The organism is Enterococcus sp. AZ119 (assembly GCF_050546175.1).
Taxonomy (GTDB): domain Bacteria; phylum Bacillota; class Bacilli; order Lactobacillales; family Enterococcaceae; genus Enterococcus; species Enterococcus faecalis.
On record NZ_CP172951.1, the window covers coordinates 220,001 to 243,453 of the forward strand.

The window sequence follows — 23,453 nt, forward strand, 5'->3', positions numbered from 1 at the left end:
AGGCGGGTAAAACCGTGCAAGGGTTCGAATCCCTTATCCTCCTTTCTTAGGAATCAATTTTCCTTAGTCTAATTATCGCGGGGTGGAGCAGTCAGGTAGCTCGTCGGGCTCATAACCCGAAGGTCGTAGGTTCAAATCCTGCCCCCGCAATTGCTTTTATTTTTTAAAGCATACATTTGCATAAAGCAAAAACGAATTGGTTTGGTAGTTCAGCTGGTTAGAATGCCTGCCTGTCACGCAGGAGGTCGCGGGTTCGAGTCCCGTCCAGACCGTTTTTGGCTCGGTAGCTCAGTTGGTAGAGCAATGGATTGAAGCTCCATGTGTCGGCAGTTCGATTCTGTCCCGCGCCATCCAAGAAAAATTTGCGGGTGTAGTTTAGTGGTAAAACCACAGCCTTCCAAGCTGTTGTCGCGAGTTCGATTCTCGTCACCCGCTTTTTTCTTATTTGGGGCCTATAGCTCAGCTGGTTAGAGCGCACGCCTGATAAGCGTGAGGTCGATGGTTCGAGTCCATTTAGGCCCATTTATTTCTTGGGGAAGTACTCAAGTGGCTGAAGAGGCGCCCCTGCTAAGGGTGTAGGTCGGGAAACCGGCGCGAGGGTTCAAATCCCTCCTTCTCCGTTTTTTCTTTTTAATGGCCCGTTGGTCAAGCGGTTAAGACACCGCCCTTTCACGGCGGTAACACGGGTTCGAGTCCCGTACGGGTCATAGTGAAGCATACAAACAATGTTTGTATGCTTTTTTTATTTTTATTACAAAAAAATGTCGTTGAAAGCGTTGACATTTGTTGTAAATATGTTATTCTTTGGATGTAGGGATAAGTAAATAGATGGATAGTGATTGTTTAAAGACAAGCTAAACCTAATTTTTTCATGAAGCGACAGGTGTGTCGTTCTTTTTGAAGAAATTGGGTTTTTCTTTTTTCAACGAAACACAAAGGAGGTGGGGCATTGATTATTCACAAAATTTTAAACAATAATGTGGTTATTACATTAGATGATGATAAACGAGAGCAAATTGTTATGGGCAAAGGAATTGCTTTTAAGAAACGCATTGGTGATTGGGTTCCTGATGAAAGTATCGATCAAGTTTTTTATTTAGCCAATCAAGAAACATCACTTAAGTTTCAAGAATTGTTAGGAAATATTCCTTTAGAGATGATGAAACTCTCGGATGACATTATTGTTTATGCAAAATCAACGTTGAAAAAGAGTTTGAATGATACCATTTATATTTCTCTGACGGATCATTTGTACACAGCTTTAGAAAGAAAAAAACAAGGAATTGCAATTAAGAATTTATTATTATGGGATATTAAACGTTTTTTTCCTGAAGAGTACGAAGTAGGAGTAAATGCTTTAAAAATGGTACAAAAGCGCGTAGGAATGGAATTGTCAACGGATGAGGCAGGTTTTATCGCATTGCACTTGGTAAATGCGGAGATGGAGGAAGAAGTCGGTAATATTTACGAATTGACAAAGTTGATGCAAGAGATTACAAATATCGTCAAATACTATTTTAAGGTAAGTTTTGATGAAGACTCTGTTTACTTTTATCGATTTAGCACACATTTAAAATTTTTCTGTTATCGCTTATTACACCAACGTGAAGTTGTCGAAAATGATGATGAAGAACTGTATGCGGTAATTAAAAAGAAATATCTCAACGCCTATCGTTGCGTGGAAAAGATCAGCTTGTATTTAAATGAGAACTATGACTATCAAGTTTCAAATGAAGAACGCTTGTACCTAACGATTCACATTGCACGAATTGTACAAACAACGGAACAATAAACGCACCACTTTGGATAGTGACATTCAGTTGGCTAAACCTTCAAATGAAAATAAATTTTTGGAGGAAAAAAAGATGGGAAAATATCATGAACTAGCAGAAAAAATTGTAAAAAATGTCGGTGGGCAAGAGAATATTAATAGTTTGACACATTGTATCACACGTCTTCGCTTCAAATTAAAAGATGAGAGTCAAGCGAATGATGATGTCTTAAAAAATATGGATGGTGTGGTAACTGTTATGAAAAGCGGTGGACAATACCAAGTCGTTATTGGGAACCATGTTCCAGCCGTTTATGAAGAAGTAGTTAGTATTGCAGGCTTGTCAGGAGAACGTGAAGAAGAAGCTTCCAGTGGGAATTTATTTGATCGCTTAATAGATATTTTAAGTGGTTGTTTCCAACCCTTTTTAGGGGCGTTAGCAGCGGCTGGGATGGTCAAAGGGTTAAATGCCTTATTGGTTTTCTTAAAGCTCTATACGGCTACGTCAGGGACTTATACCATGTTAAATGGGATTGGCGATGCAATTTTCTACTTTATGCCAGTTATTTTAGGTTATACAGCAGCTAAGAAATTCCGGTTGCATCCAATGGTAGGGATCGTGATTGGCGCAGCTTTATGTTACCCAACGATTCAAGGAAGTGCATTACAAACGGCCTTTGAAACAACAGCGGGTGCCGGAGCCGCAGCACCGTATAATTTATTCGGTTTACCTGCCTATAATACATTTATGGGGATCCCTTGGGTCGGTGCGAACTATACAAGTAGTGTCGTACCAATCATCTTCATTATTGCTTTTGCGGCACAAGTTCAAAAAGTGTTTAAACGTATTATTCCAGAAGTTGTTCAAACGTTCTTAGTACCGTTTTTCGTCTTGTTGATTGCCTTACCAATTGGTTTCTTAGTAATTGGGCCAATCGTTAGCATGCTAACAGATTTATTAAGCGCTGGCTTTACAGCATTAATGAGTTTCTCACCAGCTTTGTATGGTTTGATTCTTGGTTTCTTCTGGCAAGTCTTAGTTATTTTTGGTTTACATTGGAGCGTTGTGCCATTAGCTATTATGCAAGTGACACAAGAAGGTTCAAGCCAAGTATTAACGGGATCATTTGCAGCTAGTTTTGCGCAAACAGCGGTTGTTTTAGCGATGTTCTTCAAATTGAAAGATAAAAAGTTAAAAGCTTTGTGTCCGCCAGCAATTATCTCTGGTATTTTTGGTGTAACAGAGCCAGCAATTTATGGAATCACTTTACCAAAAAAATGGCCATTTATTTATTCAATGATTGGTGGCGCTGTCGGTGGTTTATATTTGATGATCAACAATGTGACAGCTTATACAATGGGTGGTTTAGGAATTTTCGGTGTGCTAAACTTTATCAATGGTGATGATGCAAGTGGGATGATTCAGTCCTTTATTGCAATTGCCATTGCAGCGGTCGTTGGTTTTGGTCTAACATTCTTCTTCTGGAAAGACAATACAGTTGAGGAAGAAGAAGTGATTATTGATAAAACAACGATTAAAAAAGAAAATATTACAAGTCCAGTCAAAGGACGAGTGTTATCTTTAAAAAATGCAGAGGATCCTGCTTTTGCAAATGGAGCATTAGGAAATGGGGTCGTGATTGAACCAACGGAAGGCAAAGTGGTTGCACCCTTTGATGGAACGATTGTCACACTATTCCCAACAAAACATGCATTAGGTTTGATTTCAGATAACGGCACAGAATTATTGATTCATATTGGGATTGATACAGTTCAATTAGAAGGCGAAGGCTTTGAAGCTTTTGTAAAACAAGGTGACCGCGTGAAAAAAGGTCAAACATTAGTAACCTTTGATTTAGAAGGAATTAAAAAAGCTGGGTTTAGTACACAAATTCCAATCGTTGTGACGAATACAGCGGATTATTTAGATATTTTGGAAGTCGGCAGTAATGAAGTTTCAACAAGTGATGATTTGCTGACCGCTTTAATATAAAAAGATGTGGAGGAAGAGAATTTATGGCATTTAGAAAAGACTTTTTATGGGGTGGCGCAACAGCAGCCAATCAATGTGAAGGTGGCTATAACGAAGGCGGACGCGGTTTGGCAAACGTCGATTTAGCGCCAACGGGTCCAGATCGTTTTCCAGTAATCACTGGTGAAAAGAAAATGTTTAACTTTGATGAAGAACATTTCTATCCTGCACAAGAGGCAATTGATATGTATCATCGCTATAAAGAAGATATCGCCTTATTTGGTGAAATGGGTTTTAAAACATACCGTTTATCCATTGCTTGGAGTCGAATTTTTCCAATGGGAGATGAAACAGAGCCGAATGAAGAAGGCTTGAAGTTCTATGAAGACTTATTCAAAGAATGTCATAAATATGGGATTGAGCCACTAGTAACGATTACACACTTTGACTGCCCAATGCACTTAGTGGAAGAATATGGCGCTTGGCGTAGTCGTAAGTTAGTAGGTTTCTATGAAAATCTTTGCCGTGTAATTTTCAACCGATATAAAGGATTAGTCAAATATTGGTTAACATTTAACGAAATTAATATGATTTTACATGCACCATTTATGGGAGCAGGTCTATACTTTGAAGAAGGCGAAAACAAAGAACAAGTGAAATACCAAGCGGCTCATCATGAACTACTAGCAAGTGCAATTGCGACAAAAATTGCTCATGAGGTAGATCCTGAAAACCAAGTAGGTTGTATGTTAGCGGCTGGTTCCAACTACGCTTATACTTGTAAACCAGAAGATGTTTTCGCTGCTCGACAAGCAGATCGTGAAAATTATTTCTTTATTGATGTCCAATCACGTGGGGAATACCCTGCGTATGCTTTAAAAGAAATGGCCCGTAAAGGTATTCAAATTGAAATGGAAGAAGGCGACGAAGAACTTTTAAAAGAACATACGGTGGACTTCATTTCGTTCTCTTATTATTCTTCTCGTGTCACATCAACAGATCCAGAAATTAATGAACAAACAGCTGGTAACATCTTTGCCTCTGTGAAAAATCCTTATCTAAAAGCCAGTGAATGGGGTTGGCAAATTGATCCACTTGGTTTGAGAATTACGATGAATGACTTATATGATCGTTATCAAAAACCACTATTCATTGTTGAAAATGGCTTAGGAGCGGTAGATACACCAGACGAAAATGGTTATGTAGTCGATGATTATCGTATCGATTATTTGGCGGCGCATATTCAAGCGATGAAAGATGCCGTTGAACAAGATGGTGTCGACTTGTTAGGCTATACGACTTGGGGCTGTATTGATTTAGTATCAGCTGGAACAGGTGAAATGAAAAAACGCTATGGCTTTATCTATGTGGATCGCGATAACGAAGGAAATGGTACGTTAAAACGAAGCAAGAAGAAATCGTTTGATTGGTACAAAAAAGTAATCGCAACAAATGGTGAAGATTTAAGTAATTAATAAAATTAGCAACTATTAAAGGGCGTTTGACGTTGGTAGAAAAAACAAGGACTCTTCTGCCAGCGTCAATTCCCTTGATGGTTTCTTTGTGATGCCTAAAAACAGAGGGAAAGAGGGATTTTATGGGATTTCCAGAAAATTTTTTATGGGGCGGTGCAACAGCTGCTAACCAATATGAAGGTGGCTACCTTTCAGGAGGCAAAGGTCTGAGTACATTAGATGCAATTACTGGTGGTAGTCAAACAGAACCGCGACGGATTACGTATTTAACTAAAGAAGGCCAAAAAGCTTCGTGTACGCGCGATCAAGCATTACCCGAAGGAGCGATTGGCTATATCGATGAAGAGTTATACTATCCTAGTCATGTAGCGACGGACTTTTACCATCATTACGAAGAAGATATCGCCTTATTTGCAGAAATGGGTTTCAAATGTTTTCGGCTGTCTATCGCCTGGAGCCGGATTTGCCCAAATGGAACAAAAGAGATTAATGAAGAAGGCTTAGCCTTTTATGATAAAGTTTTTGATGCTTTGCTGCGCAATGGAATTGAGCCCGTTGTGACGATTAACCATTTTGATATTCCGATGTATTTGGCCGATGAATATGATGGTTGGAAAAATCGTGAAGTGATTGATTTCTTTGTTTTCTTTTGCGAAACCATTTTTACGCGTTATCAGGATAAAGTGAAGTATTGGATGACTTTTAATGAAATTAATTTTTTAAGAAGTTGGACGCAAATTGGGATTCACAATAATGATAAACAAAGTAAATATCAAGCAGCGCATCATCTATTTGTAGCAAGTGCGAAAGCAGTTGAATTAGGACATTCCATCAATCCAGATTTCCAGATTGGTATGATGGTGGCTTATATTCCAAGTTATCCTTTGTCCTGCAAACCTGAGGACGTGATGGCAGCTGTTCAATTTAACCGAGAGCAAGAATTTTATATGGATGTCCAGGCTAAGGGCTATTATCCAGCGCATAAGCTCAAAGAATTTGAGCGTGAAGGAATGACAATTCAAATGGAGTCAGAGGATTTAGCGATTATTCAAAAAGGAACAGTTGATTATATCGGGTTTAGTTATTATATGTCGACCGTTTCGACTGCTTATCCCGAAGAAGTAAAATATGTCGGAGGCAACCAAATGCCTGCGGTTAAAAATCCTTATTTGCAAGAATCTGAATGGGGCTGGGCTGTCGATCCTTTAGGGTTAAGAATTTCATTGTGTCAGTTGTCAGATCGTTACAATATGCCATTGTTTGTGGTTGAAAACGGGTTTGGTGCGGTGGATACATTGCAAGAGGATGGCTCGATTGTCGACGATTACCGCATTGATTATTTTAAACAACATATTGAAGCCATGAGAACCGCAGTAGAAGAAGACGGGGTTAACTTAATTGGTTATACGCCATGGGGTTGTATTGACTTAGTTTCAGCAGGGACTGGCGAAATGAAAAAACGTTACGGCTTTATCTATGTAGACATGGATGACGAAGGTCAGGGAACCTTGAAACGAACTAAGAAAAAATCATTTAATTGGTACAAACAAGTTATCGCTAGTAATGGTGAAAACTTAACAACTGAGTAGAAAATGAGGGGAAATAAAAAATGAAAAAACGATTGACGATTGTGGGGATGCTTTTTCTGGCCATTTTAGTAATGGTTGGTTGTGGTAAAAATCAGCAAGCAACGACAAAAGAAAAAGAGACAAAACCTGAAGAACTAACTCTTTACATTGTGCGCCATGGAAAAACCATGTTAAATACGACGGACCGCGTACAAGGATGGTCAGATGCGGTCTTAACACCAGAAGGTGAAAAAGTTGTGACAGCAACTGGGATTGGCCTGAAAGATGTTGCCTTTCAAAATGCATATAGTAGTGATAGTGGCCGCGCCTTGCAAACTGCTCAACTTATTTTAGATCAAAATAAAGCAGGCAAAGACCTTGAAGTCGTGCGTGACCCAGATTTACGTGAATTTAATTTTGGTAGCTATGAAGGGGATTTAAACAAGACAATGTGGCAGGATATTGCTGATGATCAAGGTGTTTCCTTAGAAGAATTTATGAAAAACATGACTCCTGAATCCTTTGCCAACAGCGTAGCTAAACTGGATCAACAGCGCGAGGAAAGCAAGAATAACTGGCCTGCAGAAGACTATGCTACAATTACCAAACGTTTGAAAAAAGGCTTAGATAAAATTGTTGCCACAGAATCAGCCAATTCTGGGAATGGCAATGTTTTAGTGGTCTCTCATGGCTTGAGTATTTCAGCGTTGTTAGCAACTTTATTTGATGATTTTAAAGTCCCAGAAGGCGGTTTGAAGAATGCTAGTGTTACAACGATTCATTACAAAAATGGCGAGTATACTTTGGATAAAGTCAATGATGTCAGCTACTTAGAAGCAGGCGAAAAAGAGACAAAATAATCCCTGGATTAGAGAAACAGTCTATTTAGGAGTTGGTGGAGCAACAGAAGGGTTGCTTCACCAACTCCTATTGTTGTGTTCTTTTTTTATTAAAGGTAGAATCAGAAAGAAGAATTTTTTCATTGGGAGGAAATGAGATGAAAAATAGAACAAAATCACGCTGGAAAAAAATTGTCCTAGGAATCGGGCTTTTTTTAGCGGTATTAGTCATCGGTCTGACTATTTTTATTAAAAATAGTACGTATCAAGCAACCGATTCAGCCTTAAAAATAAGTCAAAGTGCCACGCAAGAAAAAAACTATGATTATTATACAAACGGGCAAAAAAATGATACAGCACTGATTTTTTATCCAGGTGCATTGGTTGCGCCCGCTAGTTATAGTGAATGGGCGCAAGAAGTTGCTACGAAAGGTTATGATGTCTATGTTGTTCATTTTCCTTTGAATTTAGCGGTTCTTGCACCAAATGCTGCAGAACAAATTATAAAGGATCATCCACAACAAAACTTCGTTTTGGCTGGACATTCTCTGGGTGGTGTGATGGCTAGTCGTTTTGTAGCGGAAAATGAGCAACGAATCAAAGGCATGATTTATTTAGCCAGCTATCCTGACGAAAAAGGTGCACTAAACAAGCAAGATCTGCCGGTTCTGTCAATAACAGCTACAAACGATGGTGTTTTAAATTGGACTAGCTATCAAAAAGCCAAACAGTTCTTGCCGAAAGATACGCAGTATGTATCTATCAAAGGTGGTAACCATGCAGGGTTTGGTAATTACGGTGTCCAAAAAGGAGACAACAAAGCGACAATTTCTAACGAGCAACAGCAAATAGAAATCAGTCAATTGATTGTAGCGTGGCTACAATTACGCCCCAATAAATAATCCGATGAGCCGAAATGTTATTTTTTCGGCTCATTTTTACTGCGATAAACAGAGGGGGTTACGCCTGATTCTTTTTTAAAAGTGGTGGCAAAATATGCTGCGGTTTGGAAGCCAACTTTTTTCGCGATTTGTTGAATCGTAAGGGGTGAATGGAGAAGCAATTCTTGGGCTTGCCTAATTCGGATACTTGTTAAATAAGCTAATGGGGTTTGTTTTGTCTGTTCCTTAAAGGTTCGCTGCAAATGAAAGGGACTACCGTGGCAGGCTTGCGCTAAATAGTCTAAACTTAAAGGTTCCGCTGAATGCAGATCAATAAATTGCTTAATTTGAGCAACCCATTCCTCGTTAGGAACGACTTGCCCGGTTGGTTGACATCTTTTACATGGACGAAAACCAAGTGTTAAAGCTTCCTGAGCCGTTTTGAAGATCAGAACGTGGTTCTTGTTGGGCACACGGGAAGGGCACGAAGGACGACAAAAAATTTTAGTTGTGGTCACACCATAAAAAAAATCACCATCAAATTGCGTATTATTATTTTGAATGGCTTCCCAACGTTTCTGAGTAAGTCGATACGTTGTTTTCATTGTAAGCACACCTCCCGTTTTCTTCATTGTAAAAGAATCCCTAATAAAAACAAGTAAAAAGTGATAGGAGCGCAAGATTTTGAAAGCCAAAAGAATTATAATGAAGATAAGAAAAACACGAGAAAGAAGTGTAGAAATATGGCAAAAAAGATTTATTATGCGCAACAAGAATGGCAGAACGATCACTATTATCTTGGTGTGACAGACGCTGGACTAGCTTTTGTAGGTTCAGCCAATCAATCGATAGAAGAACTGAAAAACTGGTATCCTCAAGCACAATTAGAAGCTTCTGAAAAGAAAACTGCGCCTTATAAAGAAGCACTAATAAGTTATCTTAACCAACATTCGACAACGTTTGCTTGCCCCATAGACATCGAAGGAACGCCCTTTCAAAAAGAAGTTTGGCAGGCGTTGCAAGAAATACCTTATGGTGAGACAATAACCTATCAAGAAATTTCAGAAAAAATTGGGCGTCCACGTGCGGTTCGAGCAGTTGGCACAGCGATTGGGAAAAATCCTTTATTAATGGTCATTCCTTGCCATCGAGTCATCGGCAGCAAGGGACAATTAACCGGTTACCGTGGTGGTTTAGCAATGAAACAAGCATTATTAACATTTGAACAGTCTTAAAAGGAGGCGGCGATGAACAACTATCAATGGTATACAGAACAATGGGGAAAACCTACAAGAGAGGATGATTTGCTGTTTTTATTGTTGACGGTGGGTGTTTTTCAAGTTGGTTTAAGTTGGAAAGCAGCAGCAGGGAAAAAAGTAGCATTCATGAAAAATTTTTGCCAAATGAAGCCGGAAAAAGTTGCCGCGCTGTTGCCTGACGAAGTCGATCGAATAGTAGCTGATCCAGATATGATTCGCAATCGGCGCAAAATTGAAGCAACCATTAAAAATGCGCAAGCAATTTTAAAAGTACAAGAAGAATTTGGCAGTTTTGCCAATTATCTATGGCAATTTGTAAAAAACGTCCCCGTTTTATCTATTTATGAAGAAGCATACCAAGTCCCACGCACACAGCTTTTGTCAGATAACGTAGCAAAAGACTTAAAAAAAAGAGGATTTTCTTTTGTAGGTCCGATTGTCACCAATATGTTTCTGAAAGCTAGCGGGATTATCCAGGTGGAAATTTTAAATCCAGAATAAAGGAGTGTTAGGATGTTTGAAAATGAATCTCTTAGTTTTGAAGAACAAACAATTATTCAAGCAGCAGAGCGTTATGTTCAACAAGAATTAGCCAACGAAGCAAGTGGCCATGACTGGTGGCATATTTATCGGGTGACACAATTAGCAAAAACAATTGCAGAGAAAGAACAAGCAAATTTATTTTTATGTATATTAACAGCATTGTTACATGATATTGGCGATGAAAAATTTAACGAAAGTGAAGAGGCTGGCTTACTAAAGGTGCAACAATGGTTGGAAGCAAATAACGTATCAACAGAGCAAACGAATCACATCCTTTCCATTATTGCTAATATGTCCTTTAAAGGAGGAAATACTGGGAAAACAGTCACTACATTAGAAGGAAAAGTGGTCCAGGATGCGGATCGATTAGATGCCATCGGTGCGATTGGAATTGCACGGGTGATGGCTTATTCGGGAAATAAAGGCCGTTTAATTCACGATCCTCACAAACAACCTCGTGAACAGTTAACCCAAGAAGAATACCGGAATGGGGAAGATACTGCTATTATGCATTTTTATGAGAAACTTTTAAAGTTAAAGGAACAAATGAATACAAATTATGGTCGCTTATTGGCGGAAAAGCGTCATCAATTTATGGAACTTTATCTGGAGGAATTTTATCAAGAGTGGGATGGACACCGATAAATGAGGGCCAACTAAAACAGTCAGTACATTTCTTTTTGAATTTTAAGAGAACTCTTTTTTACAAATACCTCAGAAGTGGTAAAATGATGGATGAATAAACGGGTGGTTTATCTTAGTTTTACGTTACATATAGGAGGTAATTATGGAGACAAAAAAATCGAGTGGCATGTTTGCAGTTATTGCCGCACTGATTGCGAATATTTTAGTAGCGATTAGTAAATTTGTTGGTTTTGCTTTAAGTGGTAGTACCGCTATGATGAATGAAAGTATCCACAGTGTCGTGGACTGTAGTAATCAGGTGTTATTACTTTTTGGGAATAAGCGCGCTTCTCGTGGGCAAAGTGCGTTACATCAATTTGGAGAAGGCCGTGCAAAATACTTTTTTAGTACAATTGTTGCAACGATGCTCTTTTTTGGTGGGGGCGCGTTAGGCGTAATGGAGGCTATTCAGAAGTTACTGCATCCCTCTCATGAAGTAGAAAATGTGGCTATTGTCATTGGTATTTTAATTTTTGGTTTGCTTGTGGAAGGTAGCTCTTTGCGTGTAGCGATGAAAGAAATCAAAGAATTGAATACAGAGAAGTTATCGCTCTTAAAATTTTTGCGAGAAAGTCGTCACAGTGAAATTTTAATTATTTTTACAGAAGACTTTTGTGCGGTTATTGGTTTGTGTTTAGCTTTGGTGGGAACCCTTTTAACAATGGTAACTGGGATTGCTGCATTTGATGCTATCAGTGGTTTACTGATTGGTTTACTATTAATGTGTGCAGCCATTTTCTTAGCGAAAGAATTTTATAGTTTGATTATAGGAGAAAGTGTGACCGCTACAGATTTAGCAAAAATTAAAACTGCATTTGATCGGGCGGATGTTGAAAAACTAATTGATGTAAAGACCGTTCATTTAGGTCCAACTGAAATTTTAGTAGCGGCAAAAATTGATGTGGTAGAACCAATGGAAGAAGATGCACCTGATGTTGTGAATGCGATTGAACGAGACATTCGCAGTAAAATGCCTGATAAAAAAATCTATATCTATATTGAAGTTGACGATTATGATGTGAATTACGTTCGTAAATAACAAATGAAAGAATAACTTTAAAAAACAATATGGGGGAAGAAACGATGCAAGAGGCAATTATAACAAGTACAGTAGATTTAACCAGTGGTGGTTGCAACGCCTGTGGTTTAGTGGAAGATACCGTCTACACATTAGCAATGAATGGAGTGGACATTCCGTTAGATGGCTTGACAGTTGCTCATCTAGTTTCTGCTGTTGTTGCCAGAAATGGATTTAAACAGGAGCTACAAATGGATATGCTAGATGACGAATATATCCTTTATCGAAAAGAAGACACAGCAGTAACCTTTAAAGAAGCGTACAATCATTTAAGCTACGATAACGGTTCTGAAAAAATCCAATCTAAAAATAAACTGGAAGATTTACCAGAACTTTTTGAACAAGTCAATCAAATTCTAACAACTGTTTTTGGAATTGAAACTGTCAATTTTATTATAGAATAAAGTAAAAAATAGAACAGAAATTGGACAATCAATGAGTGAAAGAGATTGTCCAATCTCTGTTTTTTAATGTATAAATAGAAAATAAAGACAAAAAATGATTAAGTTAAGTGAACGCCTTTATCGACATAAATGATGTCACCGACCACACCACTAGCTAGTTCACTGACTAAAAAGGCACAAGTGTTTCCGACTTCTTCAATGGTTACGCCTGTTTTATCTGGTGTCCGCTCATTAGAAATACTAATCAATTGATCGTAGTCTTTTACACCAGTCACAGCCAATGTTTTAATCGCTCCTGCGGAGATTCCGTTGACACGAATTTTATCTGCAGCTAATTCAAAAGCTAGATATTTCACGGCAGTTTCTAAAGAAGCTTTAGCAATCCCCATCATATTGTAGTTAGGAATCGCACGTTCGGAACCTAAATACGTCAATGTGACAATTCCTGAACCAGGATTTAACAAAGGTTTCGCATAATGAGTGACTGCTAAAAGAGAGTAGCTACTAATATCTTGTGCTAATAGGAAACCATCACGAGTGATGTCACTAACGTTTCCAGACAATTCTTCTTTTTTGGCAAAAGCAATCGCATGGACTAGTCCATCGATCGTGCCCACTTCATTTTTAATTGTTTCAAAGGCTGCTTGAATGGACGCATCAGAAGCAACATCGCATTCCACCAACAAATCATTTTCATCTGCTAATTTAACCACTTGCTTTTTCATGCGTTCGTTTTGATACGTATAAATAACATTGGCCCCTTGATCTTTTAATGCTTTTGCACAGCCCCAAGCAATACTTTTTTTGTTGGCAACACCCATTACGACGACATTCTTATTTTGTAAAAACATATAAAATCTCCTTTAATAAAAAATTTTTGTTGATAGAATAGGCTTTTCTTCATCAAAATGTAAAAGTTACATTTATTGAGTTGACGAATAAAATTTCAACTGGTATTATCTGTGTGAGAATGATAACAAAATCTTCTCAATTTTCTAATCTTGAAAAAAACAGACATTTTTCCTGATGTCTGAATTATTAACCAAAATACTTTGAAAGTCAAACTATTTTTCTTATTTTTTAATAAAAAGTGCTGGAAACCGCATGAAATAATAGTTTGATAATCAAAATAAACTCGGAGGTACAGTATGAAAAGAGTGGTCATAACCGGCATGGGTGCCGTAACACCATTAGGCAATACCGTAAAAGAATTTTGGCATAATCTAGTGGATGGCAAGCTAGGAATTGGTAAAATTACTAAATTTGATTCTGAAGATACTGGGGTAGCTTTGGCTGGTGAAGTGAAAGAGTTTGACCCAAGTGCTGTTTTAGAACGCAAAGAGCAAAAAAGAATGGACTTATTTTCTCAATATGGCTTGGTCGCTGCTTTAGAAGCGTGGGAAATGAGTGGTTTAACAGAAGCAACGATTGACCCGACTCGTTTAGGTGTGATTGTCGGTAGTGGGATTGGCGGGATGACTACCTTACAAGACCAAGTACGGGTAATGGATAAAAAAGGCGCAAAACGCGTAACACCATTTTTCGTGCCCATGGTAATTGCTAATATGGCAGCGGGAAATATTTCGATTCGTTTAGGTGCAAAAGGACCTTCTCAAACTATCGTGACTGCTTGTGCTTCTGCGACGAATGCGATTGGTGAAGCTTTTCGCACGATTAAATATGGTTTAGCGGACATGATGGTAACTGGGGGGACAGAAGCCACAGTATGTGAAATTGGGATTGCAGGCTTTGCAGCATTGAATGCTTTAAATACAACAGAAGATGCGACTCGGGCTTCGATTCCTTTTGATAAAGAACGAAAAGGTTTTGTGATGGGTGAAGGCGCAGGAATGCTGGTTTTAGAAGAACTCGAGCATGCACAGAAACGTGGCGCAACTATCTACGGCGAAATTGTTGGCTATGGCAGCAACTGTGATGCTAGCCACATGACCGCTCCTTTAAAAGACGGTAGTGGCGCGGCGGCTGCGATGGAAATGGCGATTGCAGAAGCAGGGATTACGCCGGAACAAATTGGGTATATCAATGCTCATGGTACGTCAACCCCAGCGAATGACGCTGCGGAAACAACGGCCATCAAACGTGTCTTTGGTGAGCGAGCATCGCAAATTCCAATTTCAAGTACAAAGAGTATGACTGGACATTTATTGGGCGCGGCTGGCGGTATCGAAGCGATTGCTTGTGTACAAACATTGCAAGAAGGAAAAGCTCATCCGACAGTAGGCTACCAAGTTGGTGATCCAGATTGTGATTTAGATTATGTCACAGAAGGTGCACGTGACATTACAGCGGACTATACAATTAGTAATTCGTTTGGCTTTGGTGGCCATAATGGTGTAATTTGCTTGAAGAAATGGGAGGAAAACTAGTATGAAAAAAGTAATGACTGCAACAGAAATTATGGAAATGATTCCTAATCGCTATCCGATTTGTTATATTGATTATGTGGATGAAATTATTCCAAATGAAAAGATTATTGCAACAAAAAATGTAACAATTAACGAAGAATTTTTCCAAGGACATTTCCCTGGAAATCCAACAATGCCAGGCGTTTTGATTATTGAAGCATTGGCACAAGTAGGTTCGATTTTAATCTTAAAAATGGATCAATTTGAAGGTGAAACAGCCTATATTGGCGGTATCAACAAAGCCAAATTCCGTCAAAAAGTGGTCCCTGGTGATGTCTTGAAATTACATTTTGAAATCGTCAAATTACGTGACTTTGTCGGCATCGGCAAAGCGACTGCTTACGTGGAAGATAAAAAGGTCTGCGAATGTGAATTGACGTTTATTGTGGGACGATAAGAATCAATCAATTTTGGATACGTTAGTTTCCCTAAGAAAAGGAATAAGTCACAATGGCTTATTCCTTTTTAAATTTATATAAATAACACTAACGCAAAAAAACATGCTATAATCATAAAAAGCTTACGTGAAGGTGGTAAGCTTATGAGTAAAACAATTTACAGGAGGGTTTTTCTTTTGGATATTTCAGTAGAGTTTTCGGGACATAAATTGGCGAATGTGTTAATGAACGCATCAGGTATTCATTGTATGACAATTAAGGAAATGGACGAGTTAGCGGCTTCTCAAGCAGGTGCTTTTGTCGCTAAGACGGCAACACCTAATCCTCGTCAGGGCAATGAGGAACCACGGTATTTTGATACACCATTAGGAAGTATTAACTCAATGGGCTTGCCTAATTTAGGGATTGATTATTATTTAGATTATCAGATTGCACGTCAAAAGGAATTTCCTGAGGAGTTACGCTTTTTATCTGTATCTGGTATGAATTATGAGGAAAATATCGCTATTTTAAAAAAAGTGCAAGAAAGTGAATACACAGGAGTGACAGAATTTAATTTGTCTTGTCCCAATTTGCCTGGTAAACCGCAAATTGCTTATGATTTTGAATTAACAGAAAAGCTTTTAACAGAAGTTTTCCAATTTTTTACTAAACCATTAGGTGTAAAATTACCCCCATTTTTTGATATTGCACATTTTGACGCAATGGCTGAAATTTTAAATAAATTCCCTTTAGTATACGTGAATAGTATTAATAGCATCGGTAATGGTTTATATATTGACAGTGACAAGGAAGAAGTGGTCATTAAACCAAAAGGAGGCTTCGGTGGACTGGGCGGCGAATATGTCAAACCAACAGCGTTAGCCAATGTTCGTGCGTTTGCGCAACGTTTGAAACCAGAAATCAAAATTATTGGAACGGGCGGTATTACATGTGGAAAAGATGTTTTTGAGCATCTTTTATGTGGTGCGACATTAGTACAAGTCGGCACACAATTGCATCAAGAAGGTCCACAAGTTTTTGAGCGTCTAGCCAAAGAATTACAAGAAATCATGGCAGCAAAAGGTTATGAAAGTATTGAAGAATTTCGTGGGAAATTGAAAGAGATGTAACAAAAAAACCGTCAAGAAATTTTCTTGACGGTTTTTTGTTATTTCACAGCCTTAACATTTTCCATAAAGGCTTCCAAATATTCAGGTTGTGTTAATTGTTGGTTACAGGTGTCGCTATCATGGCAAATGTAATTGCCTTTTTTCGTGTAGGTTCCGTCGCCGCCTGATTTGGTGGTAGCTAGGAACATAGACACATTCGTGATTGTTTGACAGATGGAGCAAACACCTTTAACAATGGTGGGTGAAAGGGTGCCGTGGACGCCGATTAATTTATTTTCTCGATAAGCTAAGATAAATTTTTTCTGAGTCCCAGCGTCGTTCCAACCGACATAGGTATTGTTCCGTAAATCCATGTTTTCCCACTCAGGAATCTTTAACTTTTTCACTTTGCGAAAGACTTTCGTGACTTGTGGTGTTGAAGGTTCCTTAAAGGGCAGCACGGTTTCTTTTAATTCGTCTAAATATTTTTCAGCACGTGCGCGTGTTAAACGACGATCCATCACTTTGTCCAACAAAATCGTAACAGCAGGGTGTTCTTCTGGAAATAACCCATTGATTTTTTCGGCACATAGGGCCTGGACAGTTTTGACAGTCGTAGCATCGTTAACAGACGTATAGGTGTTTAGTAACACAGCGACTTGTTCTTTAATTATGTTAAATTGGTAAGGTTGAATAGTTGGGTTCATGATTTTAAATTCCTTTCAAATAGACCGAGTACATACGCTGAAAGGCAATTTGTCTCACCAACGTATGTTTAGTGACAGACAACCTCATGTGTTTTTGATAAAGATAGCGTTTGACGTATCATATCATCACCCCCTTTAATGATTGATTTTTTCTATGTAAAAAGTGAAAATAATTGATGAAAGCTTGGTAATTCTAACGCAATTCAAGAAAAAAGGCAAGTTAAACTCGTTTTATTTCCCAATTCAATGTCTGGGGAGTGATAAACTTCTAAAAAAGATACGTGATTTCCTAGATTAATCCTAGGTTATTTGCTACAATAATGAAGAATTAACCAGAGAAAAGGAGAAATTACAATGATTGCAGCAAGCGATTTAAAAGCCGGTATGACTTTTGAGCAAGACGGCAAATTAATTAAAGTAATGGAAGCTAGCCACCACAAACCAGGTAAAGGTAACACGGTTATGCGTATGAAATTAAAAGATGTTCGTACGGGTTCAACAACCGATACAACAATGCGCCCAGATGAAAAAGTGAAAAAAGCGCACATCGATACAAAACCGGTTCAATATTTATACAGCCAAGATGATATGGCTATTTTCATGGATTTAGAAACATATGAACAATATGAAGTACCAACTGCTTTAATTGAAGAAGAATTAAAATATTTATTAGAAAATATGGAAGTAAAAATTCAATTTTATGGTGAAGAAGTCATTGGTTTAACTTTACCAACAACGGTAATCTTACGTGTTGCTGAAACACAACCTTCAATCAAAGGCGCAACAGTAACTGGTTCTGGTAAACCCGCTACAATGGAAACAGGATTAGTTGTTAATGTTCCAGATTTTGTTGAAGCAGACGAATTATTAGAAATCAATACTGCGGAAGGTACGTATTTAAAACGTGCTAAATAAGTAGCAGAAAAACAGAAGGCTAGCCTTCTGTTTTTTTTGGTCTATTAATTCTTTTGCCTATAAGAAAACCATTGGTGTGATAGGAAATAGCAATCGTTAGAATCGTTGACACTAGAAAATGGGAAATGGTATAGTTTGGTCAACACATGACGAAGGAGGAAATCAACCATGACGAAAAAACAAGCTAGCCTTTTTTTAGAAACGGAAAGCTGTTGTTGTATGGTGCAAAATAGTGCAGCATACTCTTTTGTGATGGGGAAAACCTCCGTTATTTCTGAAAAATTGCCTAACACGATTCCTCTCTGAATCTAGACAACCAGAAATAAACAAAAAAGGTGCTGATGCGATCAGCACCTTTTTGTTTTATGTACATGTATTAGAAGGAGGAATTCGCTATGATTGTTCAGTCAATTTTAGACACAATCGGAGCAACACCATTATTTGAATTTACAAGTGAACAATATCCTATGCCAGAAGGCACTAAAATTTATGCGAAACTAGAATATTTGAATCCAGGTGGCAGCGTCAAAGATCGGCTTGGTGTGCATCTTCTCAAAGAAGCAATGAAAACGGGAAAGATAAATCAAGCCACAACAATTATTGAACCGACAGCGGGGAATACAGGGATTGGACTTGGATTAGCTGCCAGTCAACTGGGCCTCAAGACAATCTTTGTTGTGCCAGAAAAATTTAGTCAGGAAAAACAACAGCTGATGCAAGCGTTAGGTGCTAAAATTGTCCCTTCGCCAACAGAGCAAGGGATTGTCGGAGCGATAACTAGTGCCCAAGACTTAGCCAAGGAAATTCCTAATAGTTACGTGCCGTTACAATTTGAAAATCCGGATAACCCTGCTGCTTACTACGAAGGATTAGGACCTGAAATTGTTCAAGACTTAGGCGGAAAGATTACTAGCTTTGTCGCAGGTTTAGGCAGTGGTGGAACGTTTGCAGGTGTTGGCAGATATCTCAAAGAACAAAATAGTAAGACGCAATTATGGGGCGTGGAGCCAGAAGGTTCAATTTTAAATGGCGGACCTGCACACGGACATGAAATCGAAGGCATTGGCGTGGAGTTCGTGCCGCCTTTTCTTAAACAGATTCCTGTGGACGGCTTTTATACCATTTCAGACGAGGATGGTTTTTTCTGGGTCAAACAATTAGCCAAGAAAAGCGCTTTGCTGGTGGGAAGCTCCAGCGGCGCAGCGTTTGCGGCGGCATTAAGAGAGGCGCGCCGCTTACCAGCAGGCAGCACAATTGTAACTATTTTTCCTGACGGTAGTGACCGTTATTTATCAAAAAATATTTATTCTTAGGAGGAAACCTTTTATGAAATTCAATACAAAATTAATTCATGGCGGCATTAGCAAAGACACAACAACAGGTGCAGTGAGTGTTCCTATTTATCAAACGTCAACCTTTGAACAAAATGGCGTGGGCCAGCCAAAAGAATATGAATATTCTCGTTCAGGTAATCCCACACGTCACGCGTTAGAAACCTTAATCGCTGAGTTAGAAGGTGGGAGCCATGGCTTTGCGTTTAGCTCAGGCTTAGCTGGTATTCATGCAATCATTTCTATGTTTGGACCCGAAGATCATATTTTATTAGGTGACGATGTCTATGGGGGGAGTTTCCGTTTATTGGATAAAGTATTTGTAGCAAATGGGTTAAGCTACACGATTGTAAACGCCAGCGACTTATCAACAATTGAAGCCGCAATTCAGCCAAATACAAAAGCCTTGTTTTTGGAAACACCAAGTAATCCACTGTTAAAAATTACAGATATTGAAGCGGCGGCTAAGCTTGCTAAAAAACATCAGTTGTTAACTATTGTCGATAATACATTTGCGACGCCTTATTTTCAACGGCCGTTAGCGTTAGGTGCTGATATTGTCGTTCACAGCGGGACAAAATATTTAGGGGGCCATAGTGATGTAGTCTCTGGTTTAGTCGTAACGAATCATCCAGAAAGCGCAGAAAAGATTGCCTTTTTACAAAATGCGATTGGTGCTGTTTTAGGACCACATGATAGTTGGCTGGTCCAACGTAGTTTAAAAACATTAGGCGTCCGGATGGCAGCGCACGCCCAAAATGCTCAAAAAATTGCAGAATTTTTAGAAGCGCATCCAGCGGTAGCAACGGTGTATTATCCAGGACTAGCGAGTCATCCTGGTCACGAAATTGCGCAAAAACAGATGTCGGGATTTAGTGGCATGATTTCTTTTGAATTAGCCAAGGATGAGCAAGTCGTTCCTTTCGTAGAAGCGTTGGAAATTTTTACTTTAGCGGAAAGTTTAGGTGGCGTAGAAAGTTTAATTGAAGTACCTGCCATTATGACTCACGCATCTATCCCCAAAGAAAATCGTGAAGCCGTGGGAATTAAAGATGGACTCATTCGTTTATCTGTAGGAATTGAAGCAGTCGAAGATTTGTTGACTGATTTAGAAAAGGGATTACAAGCATAAACAAAAGGCCCTCGTCTTTAGACGAAGGCCTTTTGTTTATAATTCTTCTCCATTCGTAGCAATCACTTGTTGATACCAAGCAAACGATTTTTTCTTTCGCCGTTCCAACGTTCCGTGACCATCGTTGTCTTTATCTACATAAATGAAGCCATACCGTTTCTTCATTTCGCCTGTACTAGCGCTCACTAAATCGATGAATCCCCAAGGTGTATAGCCCATCAAATCAATGCCGTCATACGCAACGGCTTCTTTCATCATCTCAATATGTTCACGTAAATAAGCGATTCGGTAAGTGTCGTTAATCGTTCCGTCTGGTTCTAGCTCATCAATAGCACCAAAGCCATTTTCAACAATAAAGAGTGGTAATTCATACCGATCATTGAACCAATTCATTGCATAGCGTAAGCCCATAGGATCGATTTGCCAACCCCAATCAGATGTTGCTACATAAGGATTTCGCACCAAGTCTTTTGCTTCATTGTAGTCAAAAGTAGGGGCCTTTTCTGCACCTTTTACAGCAAACGACATGTAATAGCTAAAGCCAATATAATCAACACAGCCATTAGCTAAATCAGTTAAATCTTCTTTTGTGACATCTAATGAAATGTTTTTTCGTTTCAAATAGCATTGAATTGCACTTGGATAATGACCGCGGACATGAACATCGGTAAACCAATAACGTTTTTGCATTGCGCTAACACTCATCATCATATCCTCAGGATTACAAGAATAAGGATAAATAGGCACCATCGCAATCATACAGCCAATTTGGAAGTCGGGATTGATAGCGTGGCCAATTTTCACTGCACGTGCGCTAGCGACTAGTTCATAATGAGCAGCCTGATACATAATTGCTTCGCGGTCTTCTCCTTCCTGGTAAGCAATACCAGAGTTAGTAAAAGGTGCAAAATCTTCTTCATAATTGGCTTGGTTGTTAATTTCGTTAAAGGTCATCCAATATTTGACTTTTTTCTGGTAACGAGTGAAACAGACTTCAGCAAATTTGACAAAAAAATCAATGACCTGGCGATTGCGAAAGCCGCCATATTTTGTGACTAAATGATAAGGCATTTCAAAGTGAGACAGTGTGACGACTGGCTCAATACCATTTTTCAAACACTCGTCAAAAAGTGCATCATAAAAACGGAGACCTTCTTCATTGGGCGTTTCTTCATCTCCGTTAGGAAAAATTCGTGTCCAAGCAATAGAGGTTCGGAAACAATTTAAACCAAGTTCTTTGAATAGTTGAATATCTTCTTGATAGCGATGGTAAAAATCAATCGCTTCATGGTTAGGATAGTGTTCATCTGGTAAAACGCCTGCGGTAATTTTACGAGGGACGCCATGTGCACCGGCAGTCATTACATCCGCCACGCTCACCCCTTTGCCGCCTTGGTCCCAGCCTCCTTCTAATTGATGAGCAGCGACAGCGCCGCCCCAAAGAAAATCATTTTTCAAAATTGACATATCGTTTCAGTCCTTTGTTCAAATTTTTATACGTTTTGTGCTTCGACTTTTTCAAGGGTTTCTTCAGTAATCGGTTGATTGGTTTCTTCTGCGTAGTTAAGTGCATCCATTTTTTTAGCAAACGGTAAATAGATAAAGAAACTCATCGTCAGTACTACTACTTGAAGCAACGCGGCTTGCCAACCACCAACTAAAAGTCCAGAAATGATTGGAGGAGTAGTCCAGGGAACTTGTACCGCAGTAAAGAGAGGAACCAGTCCTGTGTACAAGGCAAAATATGTCACAACAGAAGAAACAATCGGTGTGATAATGAACGGCACAGCCATGATTGGGTTCATCACGATAGGTGTAGCAAAGACAATTGGCTCGTTAATATTGAAAACAGCTGGCCCAATTGAAAGCCGACCTAATTGCTTAAACTGAGCTGATTTGGCAAAGAAAACCATGAACACGACTAACCCGATTGTCATGCCCGCACCAGTGACCGTTAAAAATTGATCTAAAAATTGTTGTGTAACAATATGGCCACCATTAGCCAGTGTTAAGTCTTTTCCTGATTTCAAAATTTCGGTATTTTCTAAAGAGTTTGCTTGTAAAATAGGGCCCATGATACCGCCAACGATTGTTGACCCGTGAACACCGAAAAACCAAAAGAGGGGAATGACAAAACCTAATAGTAATGCGCCACCTAGTGAATCTGTGACTCCTTGAAGTGGTGATTGTAGCACTTCGTAAATAAAGTCAAAGAATGTCGTATTGAAGACTTTATCTAGAAGAATGAAAATTAGCATTGCACCAGTTACAATGACGCTGGCAGGAATTAACGCAGTAAAGGAATTGGCCACATTTTCTGGTACAGCTTCTGGTAATTTGATACGAATATCATGACGTAAAAACCAACTATATACAACGCCGACTAACAAACCAACAATAATAGCTGTAATCATCCCTTTGCCAGCTGTCCAATCTTTGTTGATGACATTGCCAACTACTGCGCCAGAAACCGCATCTTTGACTTCAGATGACATAAACAAAATGAAAACCACCATGGCAATCATGCCCGCTGGGAGGCCTTCAAATCCCTCGCTTTTTACATATGAGTAGGCAATACCGATGACCGCAAATAACGACATAATCGCAAAAGATGCACCATATGCTTGATTGAAATAAACAGCCAGACCGCTTGCGTTAACCCATTCAGAAATAGCTGTAACTGGGAAATTCGCTAATAGAAGAAACACGGAACCAACAATGGTAAAAGGCATCGTGTAAAGCATCCCGTTCCGTAAGGCAGTAATTGCTTTGGTATTGACGAATTTTAGTACTGGAGGTAATAATTTCTCGTTAATCCATTCGTTCATAAAAATCTCTCCTTTGAAGAATAATATAAATGCAAATGTATCCGTTTACATATTTACTATATAAGCTTATTTGAAGAAAAAATAGACTTTTGCTTGAATGAGAAACATGTACCAAGAAAAAAAACAAAAAAGCTCATGCTGTTTTAGACAG

Annotated in this window: 23 protein-coding genes and 8 tRNA genes (1 of these 31 cut by a window edge); 26 read left to right on the forward strand and 5 right to left on the reverse strand. The window is 38.9% G+C overall.

All coding sequences use genetic code 11. The annotated features are described in order from the left end of the window. The 14 genes from IGL37_RS01110 to IGL37_RS01175 form a co-directional block, all read left to right on the forward strand. Positions 1-43: transfer RNA gene (locus IGL37_RS01110), tRNA-Ser, on the forward strand (it extends 47 nt beyond the left edge of the window). Between the two features lie 33 nt (positions 44-76). Then, a tRNA-Met gene (locus tag IGL37_RS01115) sits at positions 77-150 on the forward strand. 48 nt (positions 151-198) lie between these two features. After that, a tRNA-Asp gene (locus IGL37_RS01120) sits at positions 199-272 on the forward strand. Positions 273-277: 5 nt separating this feature from the next. Further along, positions 278-350: transfer RNA gene (locus tag IGL37_RS01125), tRNA-Phe, on the forward strand. 14 nt (positions 351-364) lie between these two features. Continuing rightward, positions 365-435 (forward strand) — tRNA-Gly (locus IGL37_RS01130). Between the two features lie 13 nt (positions 436-448). Next, a tRNA-Ile gene (locus IGL37_RS01135) sits at positions 449-522 on the forward strand. 10 nt (positions 523-532) lie between these two features. Further along, positions 533-620 (forward strand) — tRNA-Ser (locus IGL37_RS01140). Positions 621-635: 15 nt separating this feature from the next. Further along, positions 636-707, forward strand: a tRNA-Glu gene (locus tag IGL37_RS01145). Positions 708-949: 242 nt separating this feature from the next. After that, the gene (gene licT / locus IGL37_RS01150) at positions 950-1,792 is read left to right on the forward strand and encodes a BglG family transcription antiterminator LicT (protein WP_002355181.1); all 843 of its coding nucleotides are present in this window, start codon (positions 950-952) and stop codon (positions 1,790-1,792) included. Positions 1,793-1,865: 73 nt separating this feature from the next. Next, positions 1,866-3,764, forward strand: coding sequence for a beta-glucoside-specific PTS transporter subunit IIABC (locus IGL37_RS01155; protein WP_002358327.1), 1,899 nt, complete (start codon positions 1,866-1,868; stop codon positions 3,762-3,764). A 23-nt stretch (positions 3,765-3,787) separates the two neighbouring features. Next, positions 3,788-5,218 (forward strand): 6-phospho-beta-glucosidase, encoded by a 1,431-nt coding sequence (locus tag IGL37_RS01160; protein WP_002355183.1) that lies wholly within the window; start codon positions 3,788-3,790, stop codon positions 5,216-5,218. A gap of 122 nt (positions 5,219-5,340) precedes the next feature. Then, positions 5,341-6,807: a glycoside hydrolase family 1 protein gene (locus tag IGL37_RS01165; protein ID WP_002365000.1), complete on the forward strand. Its 1,467-nt coding sequence runs from the start codon at positions 5,341-5,343 to the stop codon at positions 6,805-6,807. A gap of 20 nt (positions 6,808-6,827) precedes the next feature. Continuing rightward, positions 6,828-7,646, forward strand: coding sequence for a histidine phosphatase family protein (locus tag IGL37_RS01170; RefSeq protein WP_033598082.1), 819 nt, complete (start codon positions 6,828-6,830; stop codon positions 7,644-7,646). A 137-nt stretch (positions 7,647-7,783) separates the two neighbouring features. Then, positions 7,784-8,527, forward strand: a complete 744-nt coding sequence (locus tag IGL37_RS01175; protein ID WP_033918204.1) for an alpha/beta hydrolase — start codon at positions 7,784-7,786, stop codon at positions 8,525-8,527. Between the two features lie 17 nt (positions 8,528-8,544). Here IGL37_RS01175 and IGL37_RS01180 read toward each other — a convergent pair whose 3' ends face one another. Continuing rightward, entirely contained in the window at positions 8,545-9,138 is a 594-nt protein-coding gene (locus tag IGL37_RS01180; RefSeq protein ID WP_002377894.1) for a bifunctional transcriptional activator/DNA repair enzyme AdaA, read from the reverse strand. 111 nt (positions 9,139-9,249) lie between these two features. On the opposite strand from IGL37_RS01180, the gene IGL37_RS01185 reads away from it, so the two are divergent. The 5 genes from IGL37_RS01185 (at position 9,250) to IGL37_RS01205 (ending at position 12,474) form a co-directional block, all read left to right on the forward strand. After that, the gene (locus IGL37_RS01185) at positions 9,250-9,741 is read left to right on the forward strand and encodes a methylated-DNA--[protein]-cysteine S-methyltransferase (protein ID WP_002362939.1); all 492 of its coding nucleotides are present in this window, start codon (positions 9,250-9,252) and stop codon (positions 9,739-9,741) included. A gap of 12 nt (positions 9,742-9,753) precedes the next feature. Further along, entirely contained in the window at positions 9,754-10,266 is a 513-nt protein-coding gene (locus tag IGL37_RS01190; RefSeq protein ID WP_002355189.1) for a DNA-3-methyladenine glycosylase I, read from the forward strand. A 12-nt stretch (positions 10,267-10,278) separates the two neighbouring features. After that, positions 10,279-10,953: an HD domain-containing protein gene (locus IGL37_RS01195; RefSeq protein ID WP_002355190.1), complete on the forward strand. Its 675-nt coding sequence runs from the start codon at positions 10,279-10,281 to the stop codon at positions 10,951-10,953. 142 nt (positions 10,954-11,095) lie between these two features. After that, positions 11,096-12,031 carry a cation diffusion facilitator family transporter gene (locus tag IGL37_RS01200; protein WP_002355191.1) on the forward strand — a complete coding sequence of 312 codons (936 nt, stop codon included), beginning with the start codon at positions 11,096-11,098 and terminating at the stop codon, positions 12,029-12,031. A gap of 29 nt (positions 12,032-12,060) precedes the next feature. After that, positions 12,061-12,474 (forward strand): DUF4809 family protein, encoded by a 414-nt coding sequence (locus IGL37_RS01205; protein WP_002355192.1) that lies wholly within the window; start codon positions 12,061-12,063, stop codon positions 12,472-12,474. 98 nt (positions 12,475-12,572) lie between these two features. On the opposite strand, the gene fabI is transcribed toward IGL37_RS01205, so the two are convergent. Next, positions 12,573-13,325 carry an enoyl-ACP reductase FabI gene (gene fabI / locus IGL37_RS01210; protein ID WP_002358338.1) on the reverse strand — a complete coding sequence of 251 codons (753 nt, stop codon included), beginning with the start codon at positions 13,323-13,325 and terminating at the stop codon, positions 12,573-12,575. Positions 13,326-13,622: 297 nt separating this feature from the next. Between fabI and fabF the strand changes: the two genes are divergently transcribed. From fabF to IGL37_RS01225, 3 genes are all read left to right on the forward strand, one after another. Further along, positions 13,623-14,861, forward strand: a complete 1,239-nt coding sequence (gene fabF, locus IGL37_RS01215) for a beta-ketoacyl-ACP synthase II (RefSeq protein WP_033599793.1) — start codon at positions 13,623-13,625, stop codon at positions 14,859-14,861. Position 14,862: 1 nt separating this feature from the next. Beyond that, on the forward strand, positions 14,863-15,297 hold the full coding sequence (gene fabZ, locus IGL37_RS01220) for a 3-hydroxyacyl-ACP dehydratase FabZ (RefSeq protein ID WP_002355197.1): 435 nt from the start codon (positions 14,863-14,865) through the stop codon (positions 15,295-15,297). 144 nt (positions 15,298-15,441) lie between these two features. After that, positions 15,442-16,410 carry a dihydroorotate oxidase gene (locus IGL37_RS01225; RefSeq protein WP_002386045.1) on the forward strand — a complete coding sequence of 323 codons (969 nt, stop codon included), beginning with the start codon at positions 15,442-15,444 and terminating at the stop codon, positions 16,408-16,410. 38 nt (positions 16,411-16,448) lie between these two features. Here IGL37_RS01225 and IGL37_RS01230 read toward each other — a convergent pair whose 3' ends face one another. Further along, entirely contained in the window at positions 16,449-17,096 is a 648-nt protein-coding gene (locus IGL37_RS01230; RefSeq protein WP_002355200.1) for a FusB/FusC family EF-G-binding protein, read from the reverse strand. Between the two features lie 354 nt (positions 17,097-17,450). Between IGL37_RS01230 and efp the strand changes: the two genes are divergently transcribed. From efp to IGL37_RS01250, 4 genes are all read left to right on the forward strand, one after another. Next, positions 17,451-18,011, forward strand: a complete 561-nt coding sequence (gene efp, locus IGL37_RS01235) for an elongation factor P (RefSeq protein WP_002355202.1) — start codon at positions 17,451-17,453, stop codon at positions 18,009-18,011. 168 nt (positions 18,012-18,179) lie between these two features. Then, positions 18,180-18,317, forward strand: coding sequence for a hypothetical protein (locus tag IGL37_RS01240; RefSeq protein WP_002366057.1), 138 nt, complete (start codon positions 18,180-18,182; stop codon positions 18,315-18,317). 89 nt (positions 18,318-18,406) lie between these two features. Then, entirely contained in the window at positions 18,407-19,324 is a 918-nt protein-coding gene (locus tag IGL37_RS01245) for a PLP-dependent cysteine synthase family protein (protein WP_002370175.1), read from the forward strand. A 13-nt stretch (positions 19,325-19,337) separates the two neighbouring features. Beyond that, positions 19,338-20,474: a cystathionine gamma-synthase gene (locus IGL37_RS01250; RefSeq protein WP_002370176.1), complete on the forward strand. Its 1,137-nt coding sequence runs from the start codon at positions 19,338-19,340 to the stop codon at positions 20,472-20,474. A gap of 36 nt (positions 20,475-20,510) precedes the next feature. Here IGL37_RS01250 and genA read toward each other — a convergent pair whose 3' ends face one another. Further along, positions 20,511-21,941: a 6-phospho-beta-glucosidase GenA gene (gene genA, locus IGL37_RS01255; RefSeq protein WP_002358345.1), complete on the reverse strand. Its 1,431-nt coding sequence runs from the start codon at positions 21,939-21,941 to the stop codon at positions 20,511-20,513. A gap of 26 nt (positions 21,942-21,967) precedes the next feature. Then, positions 21,968-23,302: a PTS sugar transporter subunit IIC gene (gene genB / locus IGL37_RS01260; RefSeq protein ID WP_002355207.1), complete on the reverse strand. Its 1,335-nt coding sequence runs from the start codon at positions 23,300-23,302 to the stop codon at positions 21,968-21,970. Positions 23,303-23,453 lie beyond the last annotated feature (151 nt).

Coding starts and splice junctions, on each gene's coding strand:
- IGL37_RS01240 (WP_002366057.1), top strand. CDS start 18,180: ATGACGAAAAAACAAGCTAGCCTTTTTTTAGAAACGGAAAGCTGTTGT.
- IGL37_RS01205 (WP_002355192.1), top strand. CDS start 12,061: ATGGGGGAAGAAACGATGCAAGAGGCAATTATAACAAGTACAGTAGAT.
- IGL37_RS01230 (WP_002355200.1), bottom strand. CDS start 17,096: ATGAACCCAACTATTCAACCTTACCAATTTAACATAATTAAAGAACAA.
- IGL37_RS01195 (WP_002355190.1), top strand. CDS start 10,279: ATGTTTGAAAATGAATCTCTTAGTTTTGAAGAACAAACAATTATTCAA.
- IGL37_RS01170 (WP_033598082.1), top strand. CDS start 6,828: ATGAAAAAACGATTGACGATTGTGGGGATGCTTTTTCTGGCCATTTTA.
- IGL37_RS01225 (WP_002386045.1), top strand. CDS start 15,442: ATGAGTAAAACAATTTACAGGAGGGTTTTTCTTTTGGATATTTCAGTA.
- IGL37_RS01245 (WP_002370175.1), top strand. CDS start 18,407: ATGATTGTTCAGTCAATTTTAGACACAATCGGAGCAACACCATTATTT.
- IGL37_RS01185 (WP_002362939.1), top strand. CDS start 9,250: ATGGCAAAAAAGATTTATTATGCGCAACAAGAATGGCAGAACGATCAC.
- fabZ (WP_002355197.1), top strand. CDS start 14,863: ATGAAAAAAGTAATGACTGCAACAGAAATTATGGAAATGATTCCTAAT.
- genA (WP_002358345.1), bottom strand. CDS start 21,941: ATGTCAATTTTGAAAAATGATTTTCTTTGGGGCGGCGCTGTCGCTGCT.
- IGL37_RS01200 (WP_002355191.1), top strand. CDS start 11,096: ATGGAGACAAAAAAATCGAGTGGCATGTTTGCAGTTATTGCCGCACTG.
- IGL37_RS01250 (WP_002370176.1), top strand. CDS start 19,338: ATGAAATTCAATACAAAATTAATTCATGGCGGCATTAGCAAAGACACA.
- genB (WP_002355207.1), bottom strand. CDS start 23,302: ATGAACGAATGGATTAACGAGAAATTATTACCTCCAGTACTAAAATTC.
- IGL37_RS01165 (WP_002365000.1), top strand. CDS start 5,341: ATGGGATTTCCAGAAAATTTTTTATGGGGCGGTGCAACAGCTGCTAAC.
- efp (WP_002355202.1), top strand. CDS start 17,451: ATGATTGCAGCAAGCGATTTAAAAGCCGGTATGACTTTTGAGCAAGAC.
- fabF (WP_033599793.1), top strand. CDS start 13,623: ATGAAAAGAGTGGTCATAACCGGCATGGGTGCCGTAACACCATTAGGC.
- IGL37_RS01160 (WP_002355183.1), top strand. CDS start 3,788: ATGGCATTTAGAAAAGACTTTTTATGGGGTGGCGCAACAGCAGCCAAT.
- IGL37_RS01155 (WP_002358327.1), top strand. CDS start 1,866: ATGGGAAAATATCATGAACTAGCAGAAAAAATTGTAAAAAATGTCGGT.
- fabI (WP_002358338.1), bottom strand. CDS start 13,325: ATGTTTTTACAAAATAAGAATGTCGTCGTAATGGGTGTTGCCAACAAA.
- IGL37_RS01190 (WP_002355189.1), top strand. CDS start 9,754: ATGAACAACTATCAATGGTATACAGAACAATGGGGAAAACCTACAAGA.
- IGL37_RS01180 (WP_002377894.1), bottom strand. CDS start 9,138: ATGAAGAAAACGGGAGGTGTGCTTACAATGAAAACAACGTATCGACTT.
- IGL37_RS01175 (WP_033918204.1), top strand. CDS start 7,784: ATGAAAAATAGAACAAAATCACGCTGGAAAAAAATTGTCCTAGGAATC.